The organism is Aliidiomarina sedimenti, assembly GCF_003986955.1.
Lineage (GTDB): Bacteria > Pseudomonadota > Gammaproteobacteria > Enterobacterales > Alteromonadaceae > Aliidiomarina > Aliidiomarina sedimenti.
The window spans coordinates 403,595-427,201 of record NZ_PIPN01000002.1 but is presented as its reverse complement, the minus strand read 5'-3'; the positions used below and the strand labels follow the sequence as shown (position 1 = coordinate 427,201).

Annotated in this window: 22 protein-coding genes; 12 read left to right on the top strand and 10 right to left on the bottom strand. The window is 50.7% G+C overall.

Annotated features, from left to right (window positions below; translation table 11 throughout):
• Positions 1 to 7: 7 nt before the first annotated feature.
• Positions 8 to 1,450: a sodium:proton antiporter NhaD gene (gene nhaD / locus CWE12_RS06620; RefSeq protein ID WP_126788885.1), complete on the bottom strand. Its 1,443-nt coding sequence runs from the start codon at positions 1,448 to 1,450 to the stop codon at positions 8 to 10.
• A 258-nt stretch (positions 1,451 to 1,708) separates the two neighbouring features.
• Between nhaD and CWE12_RS06615 the strand changes: the two genes are divergently transcribed.
• The 3 genes from CWE12_RS06615 to CWE12_RS06605 all read left to right on the top strand — a co-directional run bounded on the left by CWE12_RS06615 (position 1,709) and on the right by CWE12_RS06605 (position 4,060).
• A complete protein-coding gene (locus tag CWE12_RS06615) occupies positions 1,709 to 2,812 on the top strand; it encodes an AI-2E family transporter (RefSeq protein ID WP_126788884.1) in 1,104 nt (367 codons plus the stop codon).
• 85 nt (positions 2,813 to 2,897) lie between these two features.
• Entirely contained in the window at positions 2,898 to 3,482 is a 585-nt protein-coding gene (locus tag CWE12_RS06610; RefSeq protein WP_126788883.1) for an NUDIX hydrolase, read from the top strand.
• A gap of 35 nt (positions 3,483 to 3,517) precedes the next feature.
• Complete coding sequence (locus tag CWE12_RS06605) at positions 3,518 to 4,060, top strand: YceB family lipoprotein (protein WP_157981935.1); 543 nt, start codon at positions 3,518 to 3,520, stop codon at positions 4,058 to 4,060.
• A gap of 40 nt (positions 4,061 to 4,100) precedes the next feature.
• Here the strand turns inward: CWE12_RS06605 and CWE12_RS06600 are convergent, their stop codons facing one another.
• Complete coding sequence (locus CWE12_RS06600; RefSeq protein WP_126788881.1) at positions 4,101 to 4,775, bottom strand: DUF2959 domain-containing protein; 675 nt, start codon at positions 4,773 to 4,775, stop codon at positions 4,101 to 4,103.
• 260 nt (positions 4,776 to 5,035) lie between these two features.
• Here CWE12_RS06600 and CWE12_RS06595 point away from each other — a divergent pair, with 260 nt between their 5' ends.
• From CWE12_RS06595 to CWE12_RS06585, 3 genes are all read left to right on the top strand, one after another.
• On the top strand, positions 5,036 to 5,629 hold the full coding sequence (locus CWE12_RS06595) for a TetR/AcrR family transcriptional regulator (protein WP_126788880.1): 594 nt from the start codon (positions 5,036 to 5,038) through the stop codon (positions 5,627 to 5,629).
• Positions 5,630 to 5,776: 147 nt separating this feature from the next.
• Positions 5,777 to 6,451, top strand: a complete 675-nt coding sequence (locus CWE12_RS06590; protein ID WP_126788879.1) for a type 1 glutamine amidotransferase domain-containing protein — start codon at positions 5,777 to 5,779, stop codon at positions 6,449 to 6,451.
• A 61-nt stretch (positions 6,452 to 6,512) separates the two neighbouring features.
• Entirely contained in the window at positions 6,513 to 7,490 is a 978-nt protein-coding gene (locus tag CWE12_RS06585; protein WP_126788878.1) for a zinc-binding dehydrogenase, read from the top strand.
• Between the two features lie 42 nt (positions 7,491 to 7,532).
• Here the strand turns inward: CWE12_RS06585 and mnmE are convergent, their stop codons facing one another.
• The 6 genes from mnmE to rpmH form a co-directional block, all read right to left on the bottom strand.
• The gene (gene mnmE / locus CWE12_RS06580; RefSeq protein ID WP_126788877.1) at positions 7,533 to 8,933 is read right to left on the bottom strand and encodes a tRNA uridine-5-carboxymethylaminomethyl(34) synthesis GTPase MnmE; all 1,401 of its coding nucleotides are present in this window, start codon (positions 8,931 to 8,933) and stop codon (positions 7,533 to 7,535) included.
• 66 nt (positions 8,934 to 8,999) lie between these two features.
• Positions 9,000 to 9,707 carry a hypothetical protein gene (locus CWE12_RS06575; protein WP_126788876.1) on the bottom strand — a complete coding sequence of 236 codons (708 nt, stop codon included), beginning with the start codon at positions 9,705 to 9,707 and terminating at the stop codon, positions 9,000 to 9,002.
• A gap of 104 nt (positions 9,708 to 9,811) precedes the next feature.
• Positions 9,812 to 11,500, bottom strand: a complete 1,689-nt coding sequence (gene yidC, locus CWE12_RS06570) for a membrane protein insertase YidC (protein WP_126788875.1) — start codon at positions 11,498 to 11,500, stop codon at positions 9,812 to 9,814.
• 4 nt (positions 11,501 to 11,504) lie between these two features.
• On the bottom strand, positions 11,505 to 11,783 hold the full coding sequence (yidD, locus tag CWE12_RS06565) for a membrane protein insertion efficiency factor YidD (protein WP_126788874.1): 279 nt from the start codon (positions 11,781 to 11,783) through the stop codon (positions 11,505 to 11,507).
• The gene (rnpA, locus tag CWE12_RS06560; protein WP_126788873.1) at positions 11,738 to 12,109 is read right to left on the bottom strand and encodes a ribonuclease P protein component; all 372 of its coding nucleotides are present in this window, start codon (positions 12,107 to 12,109) and stop codon (positions 11,738 to 11,740) included. Before rnpA ends, yidD begins: the two co-directional genes overlap by 46 nt.
• 31 nt (positions 12,110 to 12,140) lie before the next feature.
• On the bottom strand, positions 12,141 to 12,275 hold the full coding sequence (rpmH, locus tag CWE12_RS06555; RefSeq protein WP_055439485.1) for a 50S ribosomal protein L34: 135 nt from the start codon (positions 12,273 to 12,275) through the stop codon (positions 12,141 to 12,143).
• Positions 12,276 to 12,563: 288 nt separating this feature from the next.
• On the opposite strand from rpmH, the gene dnaA reads away from it, so the two are divergent.
• The 5 genes from dnaA (at position 12,564) to CWE12_RS06530 (ending at position 19,844) form a co-directional block, all read left to right on the top strand.
• A complete protein-coding gene (gene dnaA / locus CWE12_RS06550; protein WP_420836632.1) occupies positions 12,564 to 13,901 on the top strand; it encodes a chromosomal replication initiator protein DnaA in 1,338 nt (445 codons plus the stop codon).
• A 77-nt stretch (positions 13,902 to 13,978) separates the two neighbouring features.
• Complete coding sequence (gene dnaN, locus CWE12_RS06545; protein ID WP_126788871.1) at positions 13,979 to 15,079, top strand: DNA polymerase III subunit beta; 1,101 nt, start codon at positions 13,979 to 13,981, stop codon at positions 15,077 to 15,079.
• Positions 15,080 to 15,082: 3 nt separating this feature from the next.
• The gene (recF, locus tag CWE12_RS06540; RefSeq protein WP_126788870.1) at positions 15,083 to 16,171 is read left to right on the top strand and encodes a DNA replication/repair protein RecF; all 1,089 of its coding nucleotides are present in this window, start codon (positions 15,083 to 15,085) and stop codon (positions 16,169 to 16,171) included.
• A gap of 22 nt (positions 16,172 to 16,193) precedes the next feature.
• Complete coding sequence (gene gyrB, locus CWE12_RS06535; protein ID WP_126788869.1) at positions 16,194 to 18,608, top strand: DNA topoisomerase (ATP-hydrolyzing) subunit B; 2,415 nt, start codon at positions 16,194 to 16,196, stop codon at positions 18,606 to 18,608.
• 138 nt (positions 18,609 to 18,746) lie between these two features.
• Positions 18,747 to 19,844: an alpha/beta hydrolase gene (locus CWE12_RS06530; protein WP_126788868.1), complete on the top strand. Its 1,098-nt coding sequence runs from the start codon at positions 18,747 to 18,749 to the stop codon at positions 19,842 to 19,844.
• Positions 19,845 to 19,912: 68 nt separating this feature from the next.
• Here CWE12_RS06530 and glyS read toward each other — a convergent pair whose 3' ends face one another.
• Complete coding sequence (glyS, locus tag CWE12_RS06525) at positions 19,913 to 21,982, bottom strand: glycine--tRNA ligase subunit beta (RefSeq protein ID WP_126788867.1); 2,070 nt, start codon at positions 21,980 to 21,982, stop codon at positions 19,913 to 19,915.
• 13 nt (positions 21,983 to 21,995) lie between these two features.
• Complete coding sequence (gene glyQ, locus CWE12_RS06520; RefSeq protein ID WP_126788866.1) at positions 21,996 to 22,904, bottom strand: glycine--tRNA ligase subunit alpha; 909 nt, start codon at positions 22,902 to 22,904, stop codon at positions 21,996 to 21,998.
• Positions 22,905 to 23,004: 100 nt separating this feature from the next.
• Between glyQ and CWE12_RS06515 the strand changes: the two genes are divergently transcribed.
• Positions 23,005 to 23,598: a DNA-3-methyladenine glycosylase I gene (locus tag CWE12_RS06515; protein WP_126788865.1), complete on the top strand. Its 594-nt coding sequence runs from the start codon at positions 23,005 to 23,007 to the stop codon at positions 23,596 to 23,598.
• Positions 23,599 to 23,607: the final 9 nt, after the last annotated feature.

Below are 23,607 nucleotides of genomic sequence, written 5' to 3'. Positions count from 1 at the left end.
GATACCACTATGAATGAATAGCGAAGTAACTGGCGTTGAGCCAGAGATGAACCGCAACCCCGGCTATATAGCCTAATAAGATGACCGGGGACCATTTCAGGTGTCCAAAAAAGGTGTAATGACCCCGGGCCTGTCCCATCAAAGCGACTCCTGCTGCGGAGCCGACGGATAGCAGGCTGCCACCGATACCTGCGGTAAGCGTGATCAGCAGCCAATGACCATGGCTCATATCTGGCATCATGGTAAGTACAGCGAACATTACTGGAATGTTATCGATCACGGCACTGAGCAAGCCAAGCACAATGTTGGCGCCGGTTGCATTCCAGTCCAGATAGAGGAAGTTGGAGAGTACGGCGAGATAACCCATGTAGCCGAGGCCACCGACACACATCACGACCCCATAGAAAAAGAGTAAGGTGTCCCATTCGGCCCGCTGAACCCGGCTGAAGACATCAAAAGGAACTACCCCACCAAGCCGTTTCAATGCCTGTTGATCGCCACGTTGCTCGGCTTTTGCCCGTTTACGGGCCAGTGAGCCCGGCAACGTCATGCGCAGGAAATAACCAAAGAACTGCAGGTAACCCAGGCCCATCATCATGCCCATGACCGGCGGTAAGTTAAGTAAGGTTTTAAAGCACACCGCTGTAATTACGGTGAAGACAAACAGACAGGCAATGCGGATAGCGCCTCGTTTCAGCTCGACGTTCTCGATCACGCCACCTGGTTTGGTTTTTGGCACAAAATAATACATTGCGCAGGCCGGCACCAGGTAACTGACGGCTGCCGGAATGAAGAGCACAAAAAATTCCTGGAAGTTGATAACGCCGGCCTGCCACACCATCAGTGTGGTAATGTCGCCGAATGGACTGAACGCACCGCCCGCATTGGCGGCTAAGACAATATTGACGCAGCTTAAACCAATGAACTTGCTGTCGTGCTCTGCCACTTTCATGACCACCGCGCACATCAGCAAGGCGGTGGTGAGGTTATCGGCGATGGGGGAAAGGAAAAACGCCAACAGGCCGGTAATCCAGAACAGTGCTGGGTAACTAAAGCCTTTCCGCACCAGCCAGGCCCGCAGCGCATCAAATGCGCGACGTTCTTCCAGCGCATTAATGTAGGTCATTGCGACCAGCAAGAAGAGCATCAGTTCGGCGAATTCAAGCAAGGTGTGCTTGAAGGCATCTGCCGTTTCATAAGGCAGGCCCGCCTGGACATAGTGCCAGCCAATCAGAGCCCATATAATACCGGCGGCGACGAGTACAGGTTTCGATTTACGCAGATGCAATTTTTCTTCACCCATGACCAGTAAATAGGCTAGGGTGAAAATAATTAGGGCGATATAGCCAACACCTGAGGTGGTCAGGTCAAGAGTGCCGCTGGCGGCGAATACGGGGGCGGGTGCAAGACCAAGCCCAAGGCCGAGGAGGCCAAGTTTGCTTCGTTTCATGCTTTACTCTTCTAATTCAGTGATTAGTTGTGTTTGTTGCTAGCAAAGATAATTGCTCGGTGAGACAGGTCGGAGGACAACCTGAGACGGGCGGATTCTAGCAGCTGGCTTTGGTTTTTGCGCGTTTCTCAACAAAATTTTAGCGTTTTGAAGATGTATTTATAGTATCTGTTAACTTAGAAAAACTTATCATTTAGAAATGCCGCAGTAAGCTATAGTTAGCAGCAGTTATAACAATAAGATATGTTGAGGCGGTTTATGCAAAGCAGTCAGAACCCTGAATCCAAAAGCAATTCCAGCTTACTAAAAACCATCAAGAAACAGGATTTAAGCACGCCTATTTATGGGCTGTTCACCTTTGCGGTTTTATATACTTTGTTTCTGGCCAGTGAAATTTTGCTGCCGATTGTTTTTGCGTTGCTGTTAAGCCTGTTGATGGCACCGGCGGTCGCGACTGCCGGCAAACGCTGGCATATTCCGCGCACCATAAGCGCGTTGGCTTTGATCCTAACCTTTATTGCTGCACTTGCCGGTATTGGTTACGGGGTTTTCGCACCGCTAACACAATGGGCGGAAGATGCGCCCCGTGCGGTTGAAAGGTTATTGCAGGGGCGTAGCGAAGTTCAGCAGGATTTGGAAAAGTTACAACGAGCGGCCGAAGATATTCAGGCCGAAGTTGAAGATGAAGTCGAAGAGTCGGACGAACCTCAGGTTATTATTCATGAAAGTGAACTTTGGCAGAACCGGCTTGCGACACAAGTACAAAGTGGCGTAACGGGTCTCGCGTTAGCGCTGGCGCTAACCTATTTTATTCTGGTCAGCGGTGATGTGTTGGTGCGCAATCTGGCGCAACAAATGCGTCGCCAGCGGCGGCATATCTTTCTATGCATCGTGCGTTCCGGTCAGGAGCAGATAGCCCGTTACCTGGGAGTAATCACCTCAGTTAATGTCGGCATTGGTGTGGCGGTTGGTTTGTTATCCTGGGCCGTTGGTTTACCCACGCCTGTATTGTGGGGACTAGTGGCTGGTTTAGTCCGTTTTATTCCATACATTGGCGGTATTCTTGGTACGGGTCTGCTATTGGTGGTTTCGGTGGCTACGTTCCAGGAGCTGTGGCAAATTCTCCTGGTTCCGGGGGCGTTTGTGCTTTTGATTACCGTTATCGGCTTCTTTCTTGAACCCTACATTCACGGCCAGCGTTTAGCGGTTAACCCGATCATCGTTTTTGTCTCTATCTTTTTCTGGGGTTGGCTATGGGGACCTGTCGGGGTGTTACTCGCAGTGCCGGTAATGACTGTTATTATGGTCGTGATATCGCATATTCCGAGGTTAAAGCCGCTGGCGGACGTGTTGCGTAAGTAACGCCCCTCTCTTTTAGTGGGTGCCTGATGTATACTCTGCGCTGTTTTTTTGTCCAGTTAATCTATCAAGCAACGGAGCGCCCTGTATGCGGTTGTTAGCGCACCTTACCCACCACTCTATTGAAAGCCTGGGTAACCAGCAAGATCTGAAAGTGCTAAAACGTGAAGCAGCACGCGGTATTGTTCTGCGCGATGAAAAAATACTATTGATGTATACATCACGCTATGACGACTTCAGCTTCCCTGGGGGTGGACTGGATGCGGGCGAAGATCCTCAGCTGGGGTTGCGCCGTGAACTGCATGAAGAAGCCGGTGCCCATGATATTGATATCATCGCGCCTTTTGGCAAAGTCACGGAACATCAGCCTACCTGGAAAGCGGACTGGGACATGATGTTTCAGACCTCCTACTGGTACCACTGCAAACTCAACCAGCCATTGGTTGCGAATCAGCTGGAACACTATGAAGTTAGCAATGGTATGTCGGTCGAGTGGGTGGCGCTGAATGACGCGATTCGTCATAACCGTCAGGTAATGCAGCGTCGGCCTGACAGTATGGGCATATCTATAGGGCGTGAGACACTGGTTATGGAACGGGTTGCCAGTGAACTCTTAGCTGGTGACACAGAAAAGCCAGGCCAACCACCAAGTGAACGGGAAGCGTCATTATGATTAGATTGATAACAGTTGTAGTTGCAGGGTGCCTGATGACAGCGTGCGCCCAAATGGGTCAGTTGATTAATTACACCATCAGTGAGGATGAACTGGAGCAGCTGGCGCTGAATGAACTGCAGTCAACCCGCTATCAGGTCGACTTTGCGGGTTTAAGTGCGGCGCTGAATGTTGATGCACTGGAACTTGATATTGGCCAGGACGGTGATGGCAAAGTCCGGGTTCGCACCCAGTCAACGCTGAATGCGACTGTGTTTGGTCAGCAATACCCGGTTGCGGTTGATTTGAGTATGGCCGGCGCTCCTAGTTACAGCGCCGAACATCACGCAATTTTTATTCGCGATTTGGTGCTCGAAGACTCCTCCGTCGAGACAGGGCTTGGCTCGCTTCGTTTAAACGGCTTACACACGGAGATATACCGCTTGCTGCATGATTATCTGGATGAACATCCGGTGTATCGTTTCGATCAGGACGATAGCCGTTATCAGCTATTACAACGGCTGGGAATGGATCTGGTGGTGGAGCCCGGACAACTGCGGATAAAAAGTGCCGATCGTGGGCAAGCGCAAAGCGACTGAAACGTCGCTTTACGCTGCTTGATTGGCATTAAAAAATTAGTTACTGGCTTCTTAAGCGTTGGATGAAGGCTTCAGATTCCGCAATCGAAGTTTCCATATTACGGATCAGGGTATCAACATCACTTCTGATCTGAGTAAGTTCACTCTCCAGCGCGCCAATGGATTGCGCGTTTAGGTTGTGACGCAAATACAACATTTGGTCCTCAAAAGCGCGCAATACCGGGCCCATACGTTCTTCTGTTTGTTGCATACGGCTAATCAGACTTTCATACTGCTGGCGCGTTTCACCCAGCTGACGTTCGCTGGAAGCACGAAGCTGCTGATTGGTATAGCGATCGAGTTCATCTTCCCATTCATCAAACAGGTCATCTGCGACATCTTCGACTTCCGCGATGCGGTCACTTACTTCTTTAGCGGCCTCTTCGCTGTCTTCATATGCTTCCCGGACTTCTTCGTATTTTTCACGGAGGTCACTTTCCGGGGTATCGATAACGCTCTGATAGCGTTCTAAGGCGCTGCGGAAGGTTTCCTGAGCATCTGACTGAGCGTCGCGCGAGTCTTCAACCCGTGATACCAGGATGTCGCGTTTTTCGTAGCCGAATTTCTCCATGGTATCGTAATAGACACTGCTACAGGCGCCTACACTGAGCAAGGTTGCTGCAATGGCGGCTAGCTTAATAATGGTTAAAGAAAATGGGAAGGTTTTCAAATGCATGCCTTTGTCTCACTCTATTATTGCGATAGTTAGTAGTGTAGTTGCTTTTCGACAAAGGTGCGTAGCGAGGTTCGACAGGACCGTCTTGCAAGAGAACAGTCCTTAGGTTTGCGCTTCGATACTTACCAATCCGTTACTAAGCACTTACTTTTTGATTTATGATGTGAGCGCTTACTTACTTCGACATTCCTGGACTGCGTATTTAGCAGAACAGCTCGGCTTTGTAGACAACTGGTCTAATCAAGTTATAAAATGTGGCTATGAAACTATCAGCAACCAGCAATGTTCGGCAGCATATCCTCGACACGGCCAAGCCAATTATCAGCAGTAAAGGCTTTGTTGCCGTCGGGCTGAATGAAATCCTACAGACCGCAGGCGTTCCCAAAGGGTCGTTTTATCACTATTTCAAGTCGAAAGAAGCCTTTGGTGAAGCCTTGCTGGAAACCTACTTTGCGGATTATTTACTCCAGCTTGAAACTGTATTGACCCAGCCGGGCGCCTCTGCCGCGCAGCGACTCATGCGATACTGGCAATATTGGCTCGATATTGAGGCCGATTGCGACCCTAAAGGCAAATGTCTGGCGGTTAAGCTCGCCGCTGAGGTTAGTGACTTGTCGGAAGGCATGCGTAAGGTCCTCGAACAGGGAACTGGAGCTATTATTGCGCGCCTTGCGCAGACGTTGGAGCAAGGTGTTGCGGATGACTCATTGCGTCCCTGGACTGAAAGTAGCGAAGCAGCAACCAGTCTCTATCAGCTATGGATGGGAGCCAGTCTGCGTGCCAAAATAACCCGCGATCGGAAACCACTTGAGTCAGCCCTGCTGGCTACTAAACGGATGTTGGGCTTAGATTAGACCCATAACAGTTTTATGGGTCTGATTTTTACTTCTCTAGACGACTGGTCTAATTTTAAATAAGATGGTGCTCCTGCAGCAGCATTGGCTGCTTCATTTCAATGTAGAAATTCACTTCAGTTTAGAAATAGAAGAGAGCAATGACCTATGAAAATTTTAGTTGTTTTAACGTCTCATGATCGTTTAGGTGACACCGGAGAGAAGACTGGCTTCTGGCTGGAAGAGTTAGCGGCACCCTACTATGTATTTAAAGACGCTGGCGCGGACGTTACCCTGGCATCCCCCGCTGGTGGCCAGCCGCCGCTGGATCCTAAGAGTGACGACGAATCAGCACAGACCGCTGCGACAGAGCGCTTTCGCCAGGACGACGAGGCGAACAAGCAGTTGGCAGCGACCCTGGCACTGAGTCAGGTTGATGCGGCTGATTTCGATGCTGTGTTCTATCCTGGAGGGCATGGGCCGTTGTGGGATCTTGCGACTGATACAACCTCAATTAATTTACTCGAAGCCTTTGCCCGTGCTGACAAGCCGCTTGCTTTAGTCTGTCACGCACCTGGCGCATTGGTAAAGGTGCGCGACGCTGACGGTCAGCCGTTAGTGGCGGGTCGCCGGGTAACCGGGTTCTCGAACAGTGAAGAAGACGCTGTGGGCCTGACTGAGGTGGTACCTTTCCTGATCGAAGATGAGTTTAAACGGTTAGGGGGTCTGTATGAAAAAGGCCCGGACTGGGAACCTCTGGCGGTGACGGATGGGTATTTGGTGACTGGTCAGAACCCGGCTAGCTCCGAAGCGACTGCTTCAGCATTACTTAAACTGTTGTAGTCGGCCAGCCTGGCTCGACAAGAAACGGTTATTTGGAATTTATTTAGTTAAGGAATTTGATATGCGCAGTGCTATTTATACTGAATTCGGTGAACCTGCTGATGTTCTCAAGCTCGGCGATAGCCCAGTTCCACAGCCTGGCCCGGGCGAAGTCCGGATTAAGACACTGTTGGGTTCGATACACCATCATGATCTTTGGACTATACGCGGCCAGTATGGCTATAAACCCGAGCTGCCAGCCATTGGCGGAAGCGAGGCCGTCGGCGTAATCGACGCGCTTGGCGAAGGTGTGGACGGTCTGTCGGTCGGGCAACGGGTCGCTGTCGCCAGCGCACACGGCACCTGGGCCGAGTATTTCACCGCGCCAGCGCGAATGACAATCCCGATGCCTGACCAGATTAAAGATGAAACCGCGGCTCAGTTGATTGCAATGCCACTGAGCGCGTTGATGCTGCTTGAGTTCCTGCAGGTCGAGGCTGGTCAGTGGGTGGTGCAAAACACGGCAAACGGCGCCGTTGGGAAAACCCTGGCGATGTTGGCAGCTGCTCGCGGTGTGCATACCATCAATTTGGTACGCCGTGATGCAGGTGTTGATGAATTGGCCGAGCTGGGTATTACCAATGCGGTTTCTACCGCTCAGGCAGATTGGCAGGATCAGGTTCGGGCTCTGGTCGGTGACAATTCTATTAGCGCTGCCGTCGACTCTATTGGAGGCAAGGCGAGCGGGGACTTGATGACGCTGCTTGGCGAAGGCGGCACCCTGGTTTCCTTTGGCTCAATGACCGGTGAGCCGATGAGCATTGGCTCCGGGGATGTGATCTTCAAACAAGCCACAGTGAAAGGATTTTGGGGCAGTAAGGTTAGTCAGGAGATGAGCTCAGAGAACAAACAACGTCTGGTTGGAGAGCTTCTAAAGCGTACCCTGAGTGGTGAGCTGAAACTCTCTGTTGACAGTGTTTATGAACTGGCCGAGGCAGCCGAGGCTGCCCGGGCTACCCTTGAGCCGGGCCGCAAAGGCAAAGTCCTGCTCAAACCCTGAGTCGCCAGCTGGCTACCATTGCGCTGATCCAATGGTAGCTTTTTATTTGCCGATACAGAAAGAGCCGAAAATTTTACCAAGCAGGTCGTCGCTGGTGAATTCACCGGTGATTTCATTTAAATGCTGTTGGGTAAGGCGCAGTTCTTCGGCGAGGATTTCCCCCGCCATGTTCAGCTCCAGCTGTTCCTTGCCTGATAGCAGGTGATTTCGGGCCATTTCCAGTGCGGTAAGATGGCGGCGGCGGGCCATAAAGCCCCCTTCCATGTTGTCATTGAAGCCCATGCATTCTTTCAGATGAGAGCGCAGAAGTTCGATGCCAAGGCCGGTTTTAGCGGACAGGTTCAACACTGGCACGTTTTGCTGGTTGTGGCCCTGGTGGTGTTGAATAGTAGCCGGTTCATCGCTTAAATCCGCTTTGTTGCGAATTACACTGTAGGGGATATGCTCAGGCAGCCGCTGAAAGAATTCCGGCCAGATATCCATTGGGTCATTTGCGGATGTTTCACTGCTGTCGACCATAAATAGCACACGGTCGGCTTGCTCGATTTCCTGCCAAGCCCGTTCAATACCTATTTTCTCAACTTTATCCGGACTTTCCCGCAGCCCTGCGGTATCTATGATATGCAGTGGCATCCCATCAATTTGAATGTGTTCGCGAAGGACATCGCGGGTGGTCCCTGCAATGTCCGTTACAATCGCTGATTCACGGCCCGCCAATGCGTTAAGCAAACTGGATTTACCGGCGTTCGGCCGGCCGGCGATAACAACCCGCATGCCTTCTCGCAATAAAGACCCCTGGCGGGCTTCGCGTTCGACAGCCAGGAGATTATCAATGATGCGGTTGAGATCGTTCGCCACTTTGCCATCACTAAGAAAATCAATTTCCTCGTCGGGAAAATCAATTGAGGCTTCGACATACATACGTAACTGAATAACCGCATCGACCAGTACATCAATCCGGTGCGAGAACTCCCCCTGCAGGCTTTGTAAGGCCATCCGTGCGGCCTGCTCTGAGGTGGTGTCGATTAAATCCGCAATCGCTTCAGCCTGGGCAAGGTCGAGCTTGTCGTTGATGAAGGCCCGCTCACTGAATTCTCCTGGTCGGGCCATGCGCAGGCCAGGTAACGTCAGGATCTCCCTAATCAGCATATCGATGACGACGGGGCCACCGTGACCCTGCAATTCAAGTACATTTTCACCGGTGAATGAATTCGGCCCTTTAAAGAACAGGGCGATGCCTTGATCCAGCACCTGGCCTTTGCCATCGCTGAACGGCGTGTAGTCTGCATAGCGTGGTTTAGGGCAGTGGCCTAGCAGATGGTGTGCCACCAACTCAGCCTGTGGCCCTGAGACACGGACAATGCCCACGCCGCCTTTGCCGGGAGGAGTTGCTTGGGCGACGATGCTGTCGTTGGAGAATTGCTCAGCCTGCGGTCTGCTCATGAGGGCACCAGATTAGAAATTAAGAGCTGTATTATCGGGAAAAAGCAGCAACGCGTCCATCGAAGCTTAGTCGTCGTTTTTGACATTGGTTCGCTCGAGCAGAACCCGGTACCGACCATTGTTGCTGTCCATTCGAATCAGATAGTGCAAACCGTGGTCGTTGTTGTTAACCAGATCTAATGCCTGACGCAGGTGTTCTGGGTTTTGCAGGCTTGCTTCGATGTTGTTCTCGTTTGTCGGACGGCGGTCGCGGATGTCTACCTGGCATAGGGTCGTGCGACATTCGATATCGTTGAGTTGGTAGTGTTTCAGTGCCGGGTCATCAGCAAATAGCTCGACGATACGTTCACGGGTACGATACGCCCAGTCAGGGTCTACCGACTGAATATCGAAACGCTGTTGGTGGGAGGCAAAATCATCCAGCATCGTGGTATCAACCGTTACTGGCTGTTGGGGACTGCCTGCGGCAGGGGTTTGTTCTGTTGTCTCAGTAGAACCAGGCGCTCTGTTGCCAGTTGCATCCTCCAGTCGGGTGAGCTGCTGCTGCAGGGCGGAGAGTTGGTCCAGCAGGGTTGTCTCGAGGGTTTCTAACTGGTCCACTAGTGCATGGTGTTGCGCCTGGTAGTCGTCTTCCCGGGTAGCGCTGACGTTTGCCTGCTGGTCCGTATCCGAAGTTGTTTCGGTGTCCTCATAACGTTCTACATAGAGCAGGGTCAGGAGTACGGCAATAACAATCAAATAGAGCAAATGAAACACTGAACGGGAACGGCGCATGCTGAATTACCTCTGGTAAATGGGCGGTTGTTCGCACTTCTAGCCTAGCAAAAAAATAGCCCGGCAGATGCCGGGCTAGTTAAGGTTAACAGTCCAAGGGGCGCTTACGCTTTCTTTTTCTGGCCCTTGAAGCCTTTCTTCTCAATCTGTCGATAAATCCAGAGCATCTGCGAAATTGAGACCAGGTTACTGGTAAGCCAGTATAGAACCAGACCAGATGGGAAGAACAAGAAGAACACAGTGAACAGAACAGGCATCAGCTGCATGATCTTCTTCTGCATTGGGTCGGTAACCGGGCTTGGCTGTAACCGTTGCATCAGGAACATCGAGCCACCCATCAGCAATGGCAGAATGAAGAATGGGTCACGGCTGGATAAGTCAGTAATCCAGAGCACGAAGTCAGCATGACGGAATTCGGCAGACTCTAACAGCACCCAGTACAGGGTTAAGAAAATAGGCAGTTGCAGCAGCATCGGCAAACAGCCACCGAGCGGATTCACTTTTTCTTCCTGATAGAGTTTCATCATGGCCTGACCAAGCTTCTGCCGGTCTTCCCCATGCTTCTCTTTAAGCGCTTTCATTTTCGGTGCGACCATGCGCATTTTTGCCATGGAGGTGTATTGCGCTTTGGTCAGTGGATACAGAATCATCTTAACAATCAGCGTCACCAGGATAATAACGACACCCCAGTTGGCAAAAATGCCGTAGATAAACTGCATCAGGCTGAACAGAGGAATAGCCAGCCACCACATAAATCCGTAATCAACGGTTAAATTGAGGTTCTCTGCCAGGTCACTAAGGCGGTCCTGATCTTTTGGTCCAAGGAACAGGCTGGCTTCAACCTGGCCGCGTGAACCTGGCTCTACCTGAATGGTCTGGCTGGTAAACCCGATAACCGCTTCATTGTTTGGCGCAGCCATGGTGTAGATAACGTTCTGGCCAACCTGGTTTGGTACCCAGGCGCTGACAAAATAGTGTTCAAGCATCGCAACCCAACCACCGACTGTGGTTTGATTCAGGTTACGGTCTTCGATTTTATCAAAGCTGTATTTATCATAACGCGTGTCCTGGGTTGAAAACGCAGCACCGCGGTACGTTGGCATAAACATGCTGCCGGAGTCGCTAACCATGCTTTGGCGTAACTGGCCATATAGCGCGACACGCTTGGCACTTTCGCCGTTATTAGCGATGTCATAGCGAACATCCACGGCATAGTCACCGCGGCGGAACACGTATGTTTTAGTGAATTCAGTTCCGTCGTCACTGACGTAGGTCAACGGGACTTCTAAAACATCGCCTGAATCCAGCGAAAAGTCGTTGCGCTCAGCACTGAAAGTCGGGCGCGGCTCGTTTGGCGAATCGGTACCGTCGCGACCTACCAGGCCACTCTGCGCAATGTATGTGTGGTTGGTGCGGCGATGCATGATATTAAAACGCTCGGCCTCACCTTGACGTTCAGCAAACTCAAGCAAGTACGCGTTAACTAAATCACCGCCAAGGAGGTCAATTTCGACATCCAATACGTCAGTGCGCACGCGAATGGTATCACCCGATTCTGCATCCGTACTCAGAGGCATGTCCGCAGAGGTTGAGTCTGGCTGGTCGTCGGCAGTGCCTGGCACCAGGTTGCTCGACTCGTCGTTACCTACAGTAGGTAAAACATTGGTGGGTTCAGGTTTACTAGCGGCATCAACTCCCGGAGTGGACGCTGCGTCTCTGGTTTGCCATTGCTGGAACATAAAGAAACTAAGGACCAGCAAAGCAATAATGAGTAGGGAACGTTGCGAATTCATAGGGTTACTTTGTCTCTTTTTGCCTTTGTTGCGTTTCCGCTTCAAGTTGAGAACCTGGCACTGGGTCAATGCCACCGGAGTTTCCCGGATGACACTTCACAATGCGCTTAGCAGCGAGTGCGCTGCCTTTGAGCACGCCATGGATGCGAATTGCTTCGATGGCGTAATGTGAACACGTAGGGTAAAAACGGCAGCGCGGCCCCAGTATAGGGCTAATAACAAGCTGATAGACGCGAATTAACGCGATTGGTATTGCTTGCAGCGCTTGCTTAATTTTCGCCATAGGTAATTCATCAAGTCATGCAATGCCTGATTATCCAAATTGGTGATACCAGGTTTTGCGATGACGATAATATCAAACCCTGACAGATTGTGCTGCTGTAACCGATAGCTTTCACGCATAATTCTTTTTATGCGGTTGCGTTCTACCGCCAGACGCGCTCGTTTTTTACTGACTGTAATGCCCAGCCGAGGGTGCGAAAGGGAGTTTGGTTTGGCAAGAACGGTTACTTCTTTAGTAACAGCTTTAACTGGAGGGTTATCAAATACGAATTGAAAATCCGCGGGAGTTAACAGACGTAACTCCCGCGGATATGTATTCTGAGTCACTCAGGTAGCCTGAGTAAAAAAGTACTGAGCATTAAGCGCTCAGTACTTTACGACCTTTGGCGCGGCGACGTGCTAAAACCTGACGACCATTCTTGGTAGCCATACGAGCACGGAAACCGTGAGTGCGCTTGCGCTTTAAAACGCTTGGTTGAAATGTTCTTTTCATAACAATACTTCCGTACGTGAACGTGTCTTAAAATTTGAGCGCGAATTCTACAAAAATAAAGGATCTGTGTCAACGTAAAGTGATCACTAATTGCTGTGGATAACTTGCCTTTTTACTAGTAAATGACTGGCGTGCGGCCGCCTAATTCCGTATTATGGTGGCTTGATCGCGAGCCAGGGTTTGGCCGCTCGTCACATCCATTCAATGATAAAAACAGGATAGCAGGAGTGAAGCGTGAGTAAGTCGCTTTGGCAGCAGTGTTCCACTCGTTTACAAAGCGAGTTAAGCATGCAGCATTTTAATACCTGGATTCGACCTTTGCAGGTCGAACTAGAGAATAACACCCTGTTTTTGTACGCACCCAATACCTATGTGATGGATTGGGTGAAGGATAAATACCTCGAGCAAATTATTAGTTTCCTGCGCGAAGAAGCGGGCAAGGAACCACCGAATGTTGAATTGAAAGTCGGTGGAGCGCGAACAAATAGCAATACCAATAACAGCAGCCTGAATGGTAGCCGTAAAACCAGCAGTCAGTCTGTTTCGAACCAACGGCCACGGCCTCAGCGCCGGACATCTGATGATGATCGCCCGGTTTCGCTACAAAGCAGTAACTTGCATCGTTCCTATACCTTTGAAAACTTTGTCGAAGGTAAGTCCAATCAATTGGCGCGTGCGGCAGCCCTTCAGGTCGCCGAGAATCCGGGCGGAGCGTATAACCCACTGTTTATCTACGGCGGTACGGGCCTGGGTAAAACCCACTTATTGCATTCGGTCGGCAATGGTATTTTGGCGCGTAAACCGGATGCCAAGGTCTACTACCTTCGTGCTGAGCGCTTTGTGCAGGACATGGTGTATGCCATGAAGCACAATAAAATTGACGCGTTCAAAGAGAGCTATCGTTCGGTGGATGCTTTGCTCATCGATGATGTTCAGTTTTTTGCCCGTAAAGAACATTTCCAGGACGAATTTTTCCACACGTTCAATTGGTTACTTGAGGGAAATCAGCAGGTTATACTTACAAGTGACGTCTACCCTAAAGAAATCGAAGGGGTTGATGACCGCCTGAAATCGCGCTTTGGCTGGGGCTTAACCGTCGCCATTGAGCCGCCTGAGCTGCCCACACGGGTCGCAATTCTGGAGCGAAAAGCCGAAGAGCGGGGCATCAAATTACCGCATGAAGTAGCCTTTTTTATTGCTAAACGTCTTCGTTCCCATGTTCGGGAACTGGAAGGCGCGTTGAACCGGGTTGCGGTGAATGTAAATTTGACTGGTCGAGAGCTAACCATTGATTTCGTCAAAGAGGCGCTGCGTGACTTAATCGCTGCGCAGGAAAAACTGGTAACGATTGATAATATCCAGCGCACGGTGGCGGAGTATTACAATATTAAAGTGGCAGATCTGACCTCAAAGCGGCGCAGTCGTTCGATTGCCCGCCCTCGTCAGTTAGCGATGGCCTTAGCCAAGGAACTGACCAACCATAGTTTGCCTGAAATAGGCGATGCATTTGGCGGCCGGGATCACACCACGGTATTGCATGCCTGTCGCAAAATAAAAGAGTTGATAGAGTTGGATCATGAGATCCAGGAAGACTTTCGCAATCTTAACCGGACATTGTCGGTTTAACGAACATGTCTGCATATGCTGTGGTACGGACATAGCGCGCCACAAACCGGCTCGCAACAGTATGGGAGATAACGCACATGAACTTTAGCACCACTCGGGATGCACTACTGAAGCCACTGCAGGTTGTTAGCGGTGCGGTAGAACGGCGTCACACCTTACCGATTTTATCCAATGTGTTAATTCGGGTGAGTAGCGATGAGCTGCGCATGACGGGCACTGACCTGGAGGTAGAGTTGGTCTCTAAGGTCAGCCTGGAAGGCGCCGTAGAAGGCGAAGCGACGGTTCCTGCTAAAAAGCTGCTGGACATTGTTCGCAGCTTACCGGAGGGACATGACGTTAAGCTTGAGTCGAATGGTGATAAAATCATTCTCCGTTCAGGCCGCAGTAAGTTTACTTTGAGTTCGTTGCCGGCAAGCGAATTTCCGGACATCGATGAGTGGGAGGCTGAAGTTACCTTTGAGCTTGCTCGGGGGGAACTGAAACACCTGATGGAACGAACTCATTTTTCGATGGCGAATCAGGATGTTCGATACTATCTGAATGGGATGTTGTTCGAAGTCAATGACAATCAGTTACGCACGGTTGCCACGGACGGACACCGTCTGGCGATGGCCGGGATGCAACTCGAGCAGTCTGGCTTACCACAACGGCAGGTGATCGTTCCGCGCAAAGGTGTGACTGAGTTGATGCGTCTGCTGGAGCAGGACGACCAACTTATTCAGGTGGCCATTGGCCAGAACCATATCCGGATTCGTAGCGAAGGCATGGTGTTTACCAGTAAGCTGCTTGACGGTCGCTTTCCTGACTATCGACGTGTGCTTCCGCAAGGTGGTGATAAGACGGTAATTGCTGATAAAGACCTGTTGCGTAGCGCCTGTGCCCGGGCATCGATTCTGTCCAATGAGAAGTTTCGTGGCGTACGTTTGAATCTGAGTTCAGGCGAATTGGCATTAACTGCCAATAACCCGGAACAAGAACAAGCGGAAGAAGCTATTGAAGTGGATTATCAGGGCGACGCTCTGGAAGTCGGATTCAACGTAACCTACGTCCTCGACGTGTTGAGTTCTATTCAGGGTGAGCAAGTGAAGTTCACGTTAAGCGACGCCAATAGTAGTGCGTTGGTTGAAGACAACGCGGATGACTCGGCGTTGTACGTTGTTATGCCCATGCGCTTGTAGTCGATGCGACTAGAACGTTTGCACATAGAGAAATTCAGGAATTTTTCCAACGCACAGCTGGAGCTGTCGTCGAAGGTGAATATGCTCTGTGGTGCAAACGGTAGTGGCAAAACCAGTATTCTGGAAGCTATTTACTGTCTCGGTTTTGGCCGTTCCTTTCGAACCCACCAAATCAGGCAAGTAGTTCAGGACGGTGAACAGGCATTTACTCTGTTTGCAAAGTTACTGGAAAATGGTAGCGACGACCCCGTTGAACATCGCATAGGTTACCGCCGCTTTCGAAGTGGTGAATCTCAGGTCAAAGTCGACGGAGATACTGAAAAGCGATTTGCGGCACTTGCACGCCTGGTCCCGGTTCAACTGATAACGCCTGAAAGCGTCGAGCTGATTACGGGTGGGCCGAAGGAGAGGCGTCAGTTTATGGATTGGGGATTGTTCCACGTGGAACAATCGTTTTTTCCTCAGTGGGCAGGTTATGTAAGGCTGCTAAAGCAACGAAATAGCTTATTGAGACAGGGCACCCACCAAGCGCAAGCTGGTGCCTACTGGGACCAGCAGTTAGCAGCATCCGGGGAAGAGGTCGCGATAGCCAGGGAAGACTATGTAAACGGGCTGAATGGCTTATTAAACGATTACTGTCAGTTATTTCTGCCTCAGTATGATTTTAAATTTAAGCTGAATCATGGGTGGCATCGCCACGATGAAACACTTGCAGATGCATTGAAGCAAAAATTTGAAGCGGATAGCAGACAGGGTTTCACTAGCGTGGGCCCCCATAAAGCAGAGTGGCAAATTAAGGTTGATGGAGTGGACGCTCGAGAGCGACTCTCCAGAGGTCAGTTAAAGTTATTAGTCTCTGCACTGCGTTTGGTGCAGGGACAGGATTACAAGCTCCGAAGGGAGCAGCCGTGTATCATCTTAGTGGATGACTTACCGGCAGAGCTGGACGAAAAGAACCAGCAAACGTTGTGTAGCGCATTAAAAGATAGTGGCAGTCAGGTATTTATTACCGCGATTGATGAAGCCAAAATAAGGTCACACTTTAGCGATACCGAAACTCAATTGTTCCACGTGGAACATGGAACAATTTAAAGACACGAGTAGGAATATTTTTATGTCAGAGAACAACTACGATCAGTCGAGTATTAAGGTCCTTAAGGGTCTGGACGCCGTGCGTAAACGCCCAGGTATGTACATCGGTGACACCGATGACGGAACGGGTTTGCATCACATGGTCTTTGAGGTCGTGGATAACTCAATTGATGAGGCGTTGGCTGGTCACTGCAATGAGATTTATGTGACTATGCATGCGGATGGCTCAGTGTCGGTTCGCGATGATGGTCGAGGCATCCCCGTTGAGATGCATGAGGAAGGCGTGTCGGCTGCAGAAGTTATTATGACGGTGTTGCATGCAGGCGGTAAGTTTGATGATAACTCGTATAAAGTGTCCGGTGGTTTACATGGTGTCGGTGTATCAGTTGTTAACGCGCTGAGTAAAACGCTTCAGTTGACCGTATGGCGCGGTGGTAAAAAATGGCAGCAAACCTATACCCACGGTGTGCCGGATGCTCCTATTGAACCAGTGTCTGATACAGATAAGTCGGGAACTGAAATTCGTTTCTGGCCGAGCGAAGAAACCTTTACCGATATTACCTACCATTACGACATTCTAGCCAAGCGTGTGCGGGAATTGTCGTTCTTGAACTCTGGCGTTTCTATTCATTTGGTAGACGAAGGGAGTGACCGCAAGGACCACTTCAAATACGATGGCGGTATCGCTGCCTTTGTTGAGTATCTGAACCAGAAAAAGACTCCGATCCACCCTAAGGTGTTCCAGTTCTCAATGGAACGGGACGATGGAATTTGCGTAGAAGTAGGTCTGCAATGGAATGATTCGTTCCAGGAGCACATCTACTGCTTTACCAATACCATCCCACAGCGGGATGGTGGTACCCATATGGCAGGCTTCCGTGCTGCATTAACGCGGACACTGAATAGCTACATGGAAGCGGAAGGCTATGCGAAAAAAGCGAAGACCACGACCTCTGGCGATGACGCTCGTGAGGGCCTGACCGCTGTGATTTCAGTAAAAGTACCAGACCCTAAATTTTCTTCGCAAACCAAAGACAAACTGGTTTCGTCGGAAGTAAAAGGTGCGGTAGAGCAAGCGATGAACGAGTATCTCAACGAGTTCCTTTTAGAGAATCCGACAGATGCTAAAGTTATCGTACAGAAAATAATTGATGCGTCTCGTGCCCGCGAAGCTGCGCGTAAAGCGCGTGAAATGACACGACGTAAAGGCGCATTAGACCTCGCCGGCCTGCCTGGTAAGCTTGCAGACTGCCAGGAGAAAGACCCAGCGTTATCTGAACTCTACATTGTGGAGGGTGACTCGGCAGGAGGTTCTGCCAAGCAAGGACGTAATCGTAAGAATCAGGCTATTCTGCCGTTGAAAGGTAAAATCCTCAACGTTGAGAAAGCGCGCTTTGATAAAATGCTCTCCTCGCAGGAAGTGGCGACTCTGATTACCGCCATGGGTTGTGGTATTGGCCGTGATGAGTACAACCCGGATAAAACCCGTTATCACCGTATTATTATTATGACCGATGCCGATGTCGACGGATCGCATATCCGGACCTTGCTTCTAACGTTCTTCTACCGTCAGATGCCGGAGATCATTGAGCGGGGGTATATCTATATCGCTCAGCCACCTCTTTATAAGGTGAAGAAAGGGAAGCAGGAAACCTACATCAAGGACGACCCAGGTCTAATCCAGTATTTAGCCAGTCTCGCTCTTGAGAAAGCGTCTTTGCACGTCAACGCCGATGCGCCAGGTATAACCGGCGTGCAATTGGAGAAAATGGTGCAGGACTATCAGTTCGCGATTGATACTATCAAGCGCTTGAGCCGACGCACGCCTAAGCACATGCTGAATCGATTGGTATACGCTCCAAAGCTAACTCCAGAGCTGGTAAAAGATAAGGCTCGGATGGAGCAATGGGCAGAGGACTTTGCTGCTGATTTAACACGGCATGAAAAGGACTCAGCAAGCTATCAGGTTCATCTTGTTGAGGAAGACGAGCGCGGAGCTTACCTGCCTGTGATTAAATTGCGTCGACACGGCATCGATACTGATTTCCCATTAACGTACGAATTTATCGTAGGTCGAGACTACGAGAAGATGACTGCAATCGGCGGTGAGATCAATGGCCTGGTTGAAGAAGGCGGCTTTGTGATGCGTGGAGAGCGTAAACAGGTCGTTAAAGATTTCGTTGAAGCCATTGAATGGCTTATCAACGAGTCCAAACGCGGCTTGTATGTTCAGCGCTACAAAGGTTTGGGTGAGATGAACCCGGAACAGTTGTGGGAAACCACAATGGATCCAAATAATCGTCGTATGACTCAGGTCAGAATTGAAGACGCGATTGGGGCGGACCAACTGTTCTCAACATTGATGGGTGATCAGGTAGAACCGCGCCGTGCATTTATCGAAAGTAACGCGTTGAAAGTGTCTAACCTCGATGTTTAGATGGATGTCTGCCGTTGCGGCTGGTCATAGTGGCGCGGGCAACTAAAATTTAATTTTATGTAAAAGCCTCTGTTTTGCAGAGGCTTTTTTGTAAGAATATGGCTAACACAACAGGAATTATCACAAAGGAACGTCACCATGCACTTAGTCAGACACTCTCTTACCATTCTCATTGGGCTGTTCATTTTAACCGGTTGTGCCAACCTAATTGGTCGTAGCGCTTTGCATCCTCCAATGCTGGATTTTCAACTACTACCCACCGCTGAATACCAGCGAATTGGTTATCAGAGCGCGACCTACTGCCCGGACGGACAGCCTTGCCTGGCGTATTCAGTTGCCCCTGCCTACGACAATCAGGGGCGTGAGATCTGGGCTGATGCTGCAGATAGCTGGGCGCAACAGGCCCCGCTTGAGACCGAGGCAATGGAGGTCCGTTTACGATTCTGGCCGTATGCGGAGAAAACAGCAGCGGATCGAAGTCGACGCACGGCTATGCGTTATGAGATCGAACTGGATACGACCCGGGGTAGCGACCAGGTCGAATTACTGCTTGATGGTGCTGTACCGAAAGCCACTCGCGGGACGTATATTCTGATTCATGGATTCCGAACCAATAAGGAATCACTCTTTTTTGTTGCCGAAAGTATGCGCTTTGCGGGGTTTGATGTCGTTTTAGTCGATCTGTATGGTCATGGTAACTCGGAAGGTGCATTTACCTTTAGTGGAAAACCTGAAGCTCAGGCTGTTAATCAGCTCATAGAGGCAAACAATTTCACCGGACCTCTCCACCTGGCCGGCATGTCAATGGGTGGTACAGCGGTAAGTCATCTTGCGTCTTTGCGCGACGATATCGAAAGCCTGTTGCTGCTTGCTCCAATGCTTGAGTTTGTCGATTCGTTCGTTGATGCGGGAAGAGCCTATACTCGCAGTGCTCACTTAGTGCCGGAAAGTAGCCTTAAAAAGGGGGCTCGCTATGCACTTAATGAAGCAGGTACGACGCAGGCCGATACGGCTGCCGTACAGCGCGTTGGCGAGCTTGGAATCCCGACACTTATAATGGGCTCGGTCGAAGACCGGATAACCGCCCTGGGCCGGCTACAGGAGCTTGCAGCCAGTGATCAGGATATCACCCTGCATGCGGTGCAACCGCGCACGCATCACGGCATGATTCTTTGGGACACCGACGACTTTGGCGCCTGGATACGCTGGATGGAGTCCAACGTTATAGAGGGGTAGGCGGCTAACGGCTACCTATTTGATTGCAATGTATAAAAAAGCCCGCTTAGGTAAGCGGGCTTTTTGGTTCAGGATTGCAGTAGCGAAATATCGGCTATATTGAGGAATTGCGCTCGCAACTGACTTAGAAGGGCAAGTCGATTCGCTCTCACAGCACTATCGTCTGCATTTACCATGACCTGTTCAAAGAATGCGTCCACAGGTTCCCGCAAGCTCGCTAAACGGCTCAGCGCCGCGTCGTAGTTTCCTTGCTCTGCATCGGCACTGACGTCGTTTCGAACTGAATCCAGCGCACGGTGTAATGCTTTTTCCTCGGCTTCAGCCAGCAAGTCCGGGTCGACGCTTGAACCAACCTGATCAGCTTTCGCCAGAATGTTGCTAACCCGTTTATTGGCTGCGGCGAGTGCGTCTGCTTCAGGGTTCGATTTAAACGCGTGCACGGCATGCACACGACGATCAAAATCAAACGCAACCGTCGGCCGTCGTGCCATCACTGCCTGAATGACATCCACCGGAACCGACTGGTCTTCGTAGTAAGCACGGAAGCGTCCTAGCAGGAAATCGACGATTGAATCAGTTAACGCGCTGCTCGCTTTGATCTTGTCGCCATATCCTTTAATCGCTTCATCCACCAATAGTGGCAGATCTAAGGGCAGTTCCTTTTCAATAAGAATTCGCAGCAGGCCTATAGCTGCACGGCGCAGGGCAAAGGGGTCACGATCGCCTTTCGGCTTTTGTCCGATGCCGAAAATACCAGCCAGGGTGTCGAGCTTATCTGCCAGTGCAACGGCGCAGGCGACTTTACTGTCAGGTAAGGTGTCACCAGCGAAACGAGGATGGTAATGGCCTTCTATCGCATTCGCCACAAGGTCACTTTCGCCGTCCAGGCGCGCATAGTACATGCCCATAACGCCCTGAACCTCGGGGAATTCCATTACCATGTCTGACATCAAATCGGCTTTAGCCAATAACCCCGCGCGGGCCGCCGCTTTAGCGTCGTCATTTAATAGTGTCGCAATAGCACCGGACAAGCGAGAAATACGCTCTGCTTTCTCTCCTAACGTGCCCAGTTGTTTCTGGAATAGCACTTTGTGCAATCCCTCGACGCGTTGAGCAAGTGGCGTTTTCTGGTCGGTAGCAAAGAAGAACTCGGCGTCGGCAAGACGGGGGCGAATCACTTTTTCATTGCCCTCAATGACCTGCTTCGGATCTTTACTTTCGATGTTACTAACAAAAATGAAGCGAGGAAGGAGCTGTCCCTGGTTATCCTCCAGAGGGAAATAGCGCTGGTCATCCTTCATCGTATAGATCAGGGCTTCTTTAGGTACTTGAAGGAAACGCTCCTCGAAATGAGCAACATGGGCAACTGGCCATTCAACGAGCGAGGCGACCTCATCCAATAGCGCTTCGTCCATAACTGGAGTCGCATTTTCCTGATCCGCGAGCTCTTCAATTTGCTCGCGAATAACCGCTTTGCGCTGTTCAAAATCAACCAACACATGAGCGTCTGCCATTTGTTCAATGTAGCTGGACGCATTGGCAATGGTGACCAGTTCAGGGTGGTGGAAGCGATGACCGGTCACCGTATTTGAGCTTTCAATACCAAGTACTGAGCAGGTGACTACCTCGTTGCCGAGGAGCACCGTGAGGTGATGGACCGGGCGGATAAAGCTATGTTCGCTGTTACCCCAGCGCATAGGACGCGGGATCGGCAGTTGCTTAATGGCTCGCTCGATAAAATCCTGCAGTAGTGCGGTCACTGGCTGGCCTTTCTCGGTGGCTTTATGTACCAGCCACTCACCCTTGTCGGTTTTTAAGCGTGAGGCCTGTTCTATGCTAATACCGTTGCCCCGGGCCCAGCCGAGTGCGGCCTTGGTCGGGTTACCGTCGGCATCGAATGCGACGTCAACGGAGGGACCTTTCTTTTCAACCTCTTTGTCAACTTGCTGAGTCTGTAGCCCTTCAACAATCACAGAAAGTCGGCGAGGGGAGTTAAGGGATTTAACGTAAGTGAATGCTAACTCACTAGCGGTGAGCTGGGTTTTAATACTGTCGGCAAAACTCTGCGCCAGCTGAACCAGCGCTTTAGGTGGCAGCTCTTCGGTGCCAAGTTCGATCAATAGGTCTTGTGTGGTCATGGATAGCACTCCCTTACTTGGCCGCTACATTTGCTAGTGGAAATCCAAGCGCTTCACGCGCTGCGAAGTAGGCCTCTGCACAGGCCTTCGCCATAGTGCGTACCCGAAGAATATAGCGTTGCCGCTCAGTCACAGAAATTGCGTGTCGTGCGTCGAGTAGGTTAAAAGCGTGCGATGCGCGCATTACTTGTTCATAGGCCGGTAACGGCAGGTTGTGCTCAATGAGCAGCTCGCATTCTTTCTCACAGGCTTCAAAGCGAGCGAACAGCACATCAACATCGGCATATTCGAAGTTATAGGTCGACTGCTCAATCTCGTTTTGCAGGAAGACATCGCCATAGAGGATTTTGCCGCGGGGGCCGTCGGTCCAGACCAGGTCATAAATGCTGTCGACGCCCTGGATATACATTGCCAGGCGTTCAAGACCATAGGTGATTTCACCAGCGACTGGCTTACACTCGATTCCGCCGACCTGCTGAAAATAGGTGAACTGGGTGACCTCCATGCCGTTTAGCCAGACTTCCCAGCCAAGACCCCAGGCACCCAGAGTCGGTGATTCCCAGTTGTCTTCGACGAAACGAATATCGTGGACTAAGGGGTCAAAACCCAGCATCCGCAGCGAATCGAGGTAGAGTTCCTGGATGTCCGACGGAGAGGGTTTTAAGATAACCTGGAACTGATAGTAATGCTGCAGGCGATTCGGGTTTTCACCATAACGGCCATCGGTCGGGCGGCGGCATGGTTGCACATAGGCAAAGTTGGCTGGCTCCGGGCCGATTGAGCGTAAAAATGTTTGTGGATGGAAGGTACCGGCGCCAACCTCCATATCTAGCGGCTGTACAATGGCGCAGCCTTTCTGAGCCCAGAAATCCTGCAGAGCCAGGATCAGGCCCTGAAATGTCTTAACGTTAAATTTTTCCATGAGAGTTCCACTTACAGTCGGCCGAATTTACGCTGTCCAGCGCTAAAAGTTTGTGTGATTATACCCTGAGCTAAAGCCCGATTTATAGGGAGGATAGAGGTTGAATAACGCACTAAATGCAATTAAACGCTGTCCTTGGTGTGGTGATGCGCCAGATTATCAAAAATATCACGATGAAGTCTGGGGACGGCCGGTGTACGACAGTCACGAGTTGTTTGCCAAACTTTGCCTTGACGGCCAGCAGGCCGGCCTGAGCTGGATCACCATATTACGCAAACAATTGGCCTACGAAGAGGCGTTTTTGCAGTTCAACCCTGAACGCCTGCATGCCATTCAGGGCGCTGAACGTGAATCCTTTGTTGAGCGGCAGATGCAGAACGCCGGGATTGTACGTAACCGTCTTAAAATTAATTCGATATTCCGAAATGCAGATGGCTATATGGCGCTGCAGGACGGTGGAGAGGACTTCTCCGAGTTTCTTTGGCAGTTTGTAGGCGGCCGGGTTGTGGATGTAAAACCCAATAAAATGGCTGATATACCAACGCAAACTCCGGCTTCTGAAGCAATGTCAAAAGCACTGAAAAAGACCGGCTTCAATTTTGTTGGGCCAACCATATGTTATGCATTCATGCAGGCGGTCGGCATGGTAAATGACCACCTGCAGGACTGTCATGTACGAACACACAGCAAATAAATACAGGTA

Excerpts from the sequence above, each read along its gene's own strand:
- nhaD (WP_126788885.1), bottom strand. The coding sequence starts at position 1,450 with ATGAAACGAAGCAAACTTGGCCTCCTCGGCCTTGGGCTTGGTCTTGCA.
- CWE12_RS06615 (WP_126788884.1), top strand. The coding sequence starts at position 1,709 with ATGCAAAGCAGTCAGAACCCTGAATCCAAAAGCAATTCCAGCTTACTA.
- CWE12_RS06610 (WP_126788883.1), top strand. The coding sequence starts at position 2,898 with ATGCGGTTGTTAGCGCACCTTACCCACCACTCTATTGAAAGCCTGGGT.
- CWE12_RS06605 (WP_157981935.1), top strand. The coding sequence starts at position 3,518 with ATGACAGCGTGCGCCCAAATGGGTCAGTTGATTAATTACACCATCAGT.
- CWE12_RS06600 (WP_126788881.1), bottom strand. The coding sequence starts at position 4,775 with ATGCATTTGAAAACCTTCCCATTTTCTTTAACCATTATTAAGCTAGCC.
- CWE12_RS06595 (WP_126788880.1), top strand. The coding sequence starts at position 5,036 with ATGAAACTATCAGCAACCAGCAATGTTCGGCAGCATATCCTCGACACG.
- CWE12_RS06590 (WP_126788879.1), top strand. The coding sequence starts at position 5,777 with ATGAAAATTTTAGTTGTTTTAACGTCTCATGATCGTTTAGGTGACACC.
- CWE12_RS06585 (WP_126788878.1), top strand. The coding sequence starts at position 6,513 with ATGCGCAGTGCTATTTATACTGAATTCGGTGAACCTGCTGATGTTCTC.
- mnmE (WP_126788877.1), bottom strand. The coding sequence starts at position 8,933 with ATGAGCAGACCGCAGGCTGAGCAATTCTCCAACGACAGCATCGTCGCC.
- CWE12_RS06575 (WP_126788876.1), bottom strand. The coding sequence starts at position 9,707 with ATGCGCCGTTCCCGTTCAGTGTTTCATTTGCTCTATTTGATTGTTATT.
- yidC (WP_126788875.1), bottom strand. The coding sequence starts at position 11,500 with ATGAATTCGCAACGTTCCCTACTCATTATTGCTTTGCTGGTCCTTAGT.
- yidD (WP_126788874.1), bottom strand. The coding sequence starts at position 11,783 with ATGGCGAAAATTAAGCAAGCGCTGCAAGCAATACCAATCGCGTTAATT.
- rpmH (WP_055439485.1), bottom strand. The coding sequence starts at position 12,275 with ATGAAAAGAACATTTCAACCAAGCGTTTTAAAGCGCAAGCGCACTCAC.
- dnaA (WP_420836632.1), top strand. The coding sequence starts at position 12,564 with ATGCAGCATTTTAATACCTGGATTCGACCTTTGCAGGTCGAACTAGAG.
- dnaN (WP_126788871.1), top strand. The coding sequence starts at position 13,979 with ATGAACTTTAGCACCACTCGGGATGCACTACTGAAGCCACTGCAGGTT.
- recF (WP_126788870.1), top strand. The coding sequence starts at position 15,083 with ATGCGACTAGAACGTTTGCACATAGAGAAATTCAGGAATTTTTCCAAC.
- gyrB (WP_126788869.1), top strand. The coding sequence starts at position 16,194 with ATGTCAGAGAACAACTACGATCAGTCGAGTATTAAGGTCCTTAAGGGT.
- CWE12_RS06530 (WP_126788868.1), top strand. The coding sequence starts at position 18,747 with ATGCACTTAGTCAGACACTCTCTTACCATTCTCATTGGGCTGTTCATT.
- glyS (WP_126788867.1), bottom strand. The coding sequence starts at position 21,982 with ATGACCACACAAGACCTATTGATCGAACTTGGCACCGAAGAGCTGCCA.
- glyQ (WP_126788866.1), bottom strand. The coding sequence starts at position 22,904 with ATGGAAAAATTTAACGTTAAGACATTTCAGGGCCTGATCCTGGCTCTG.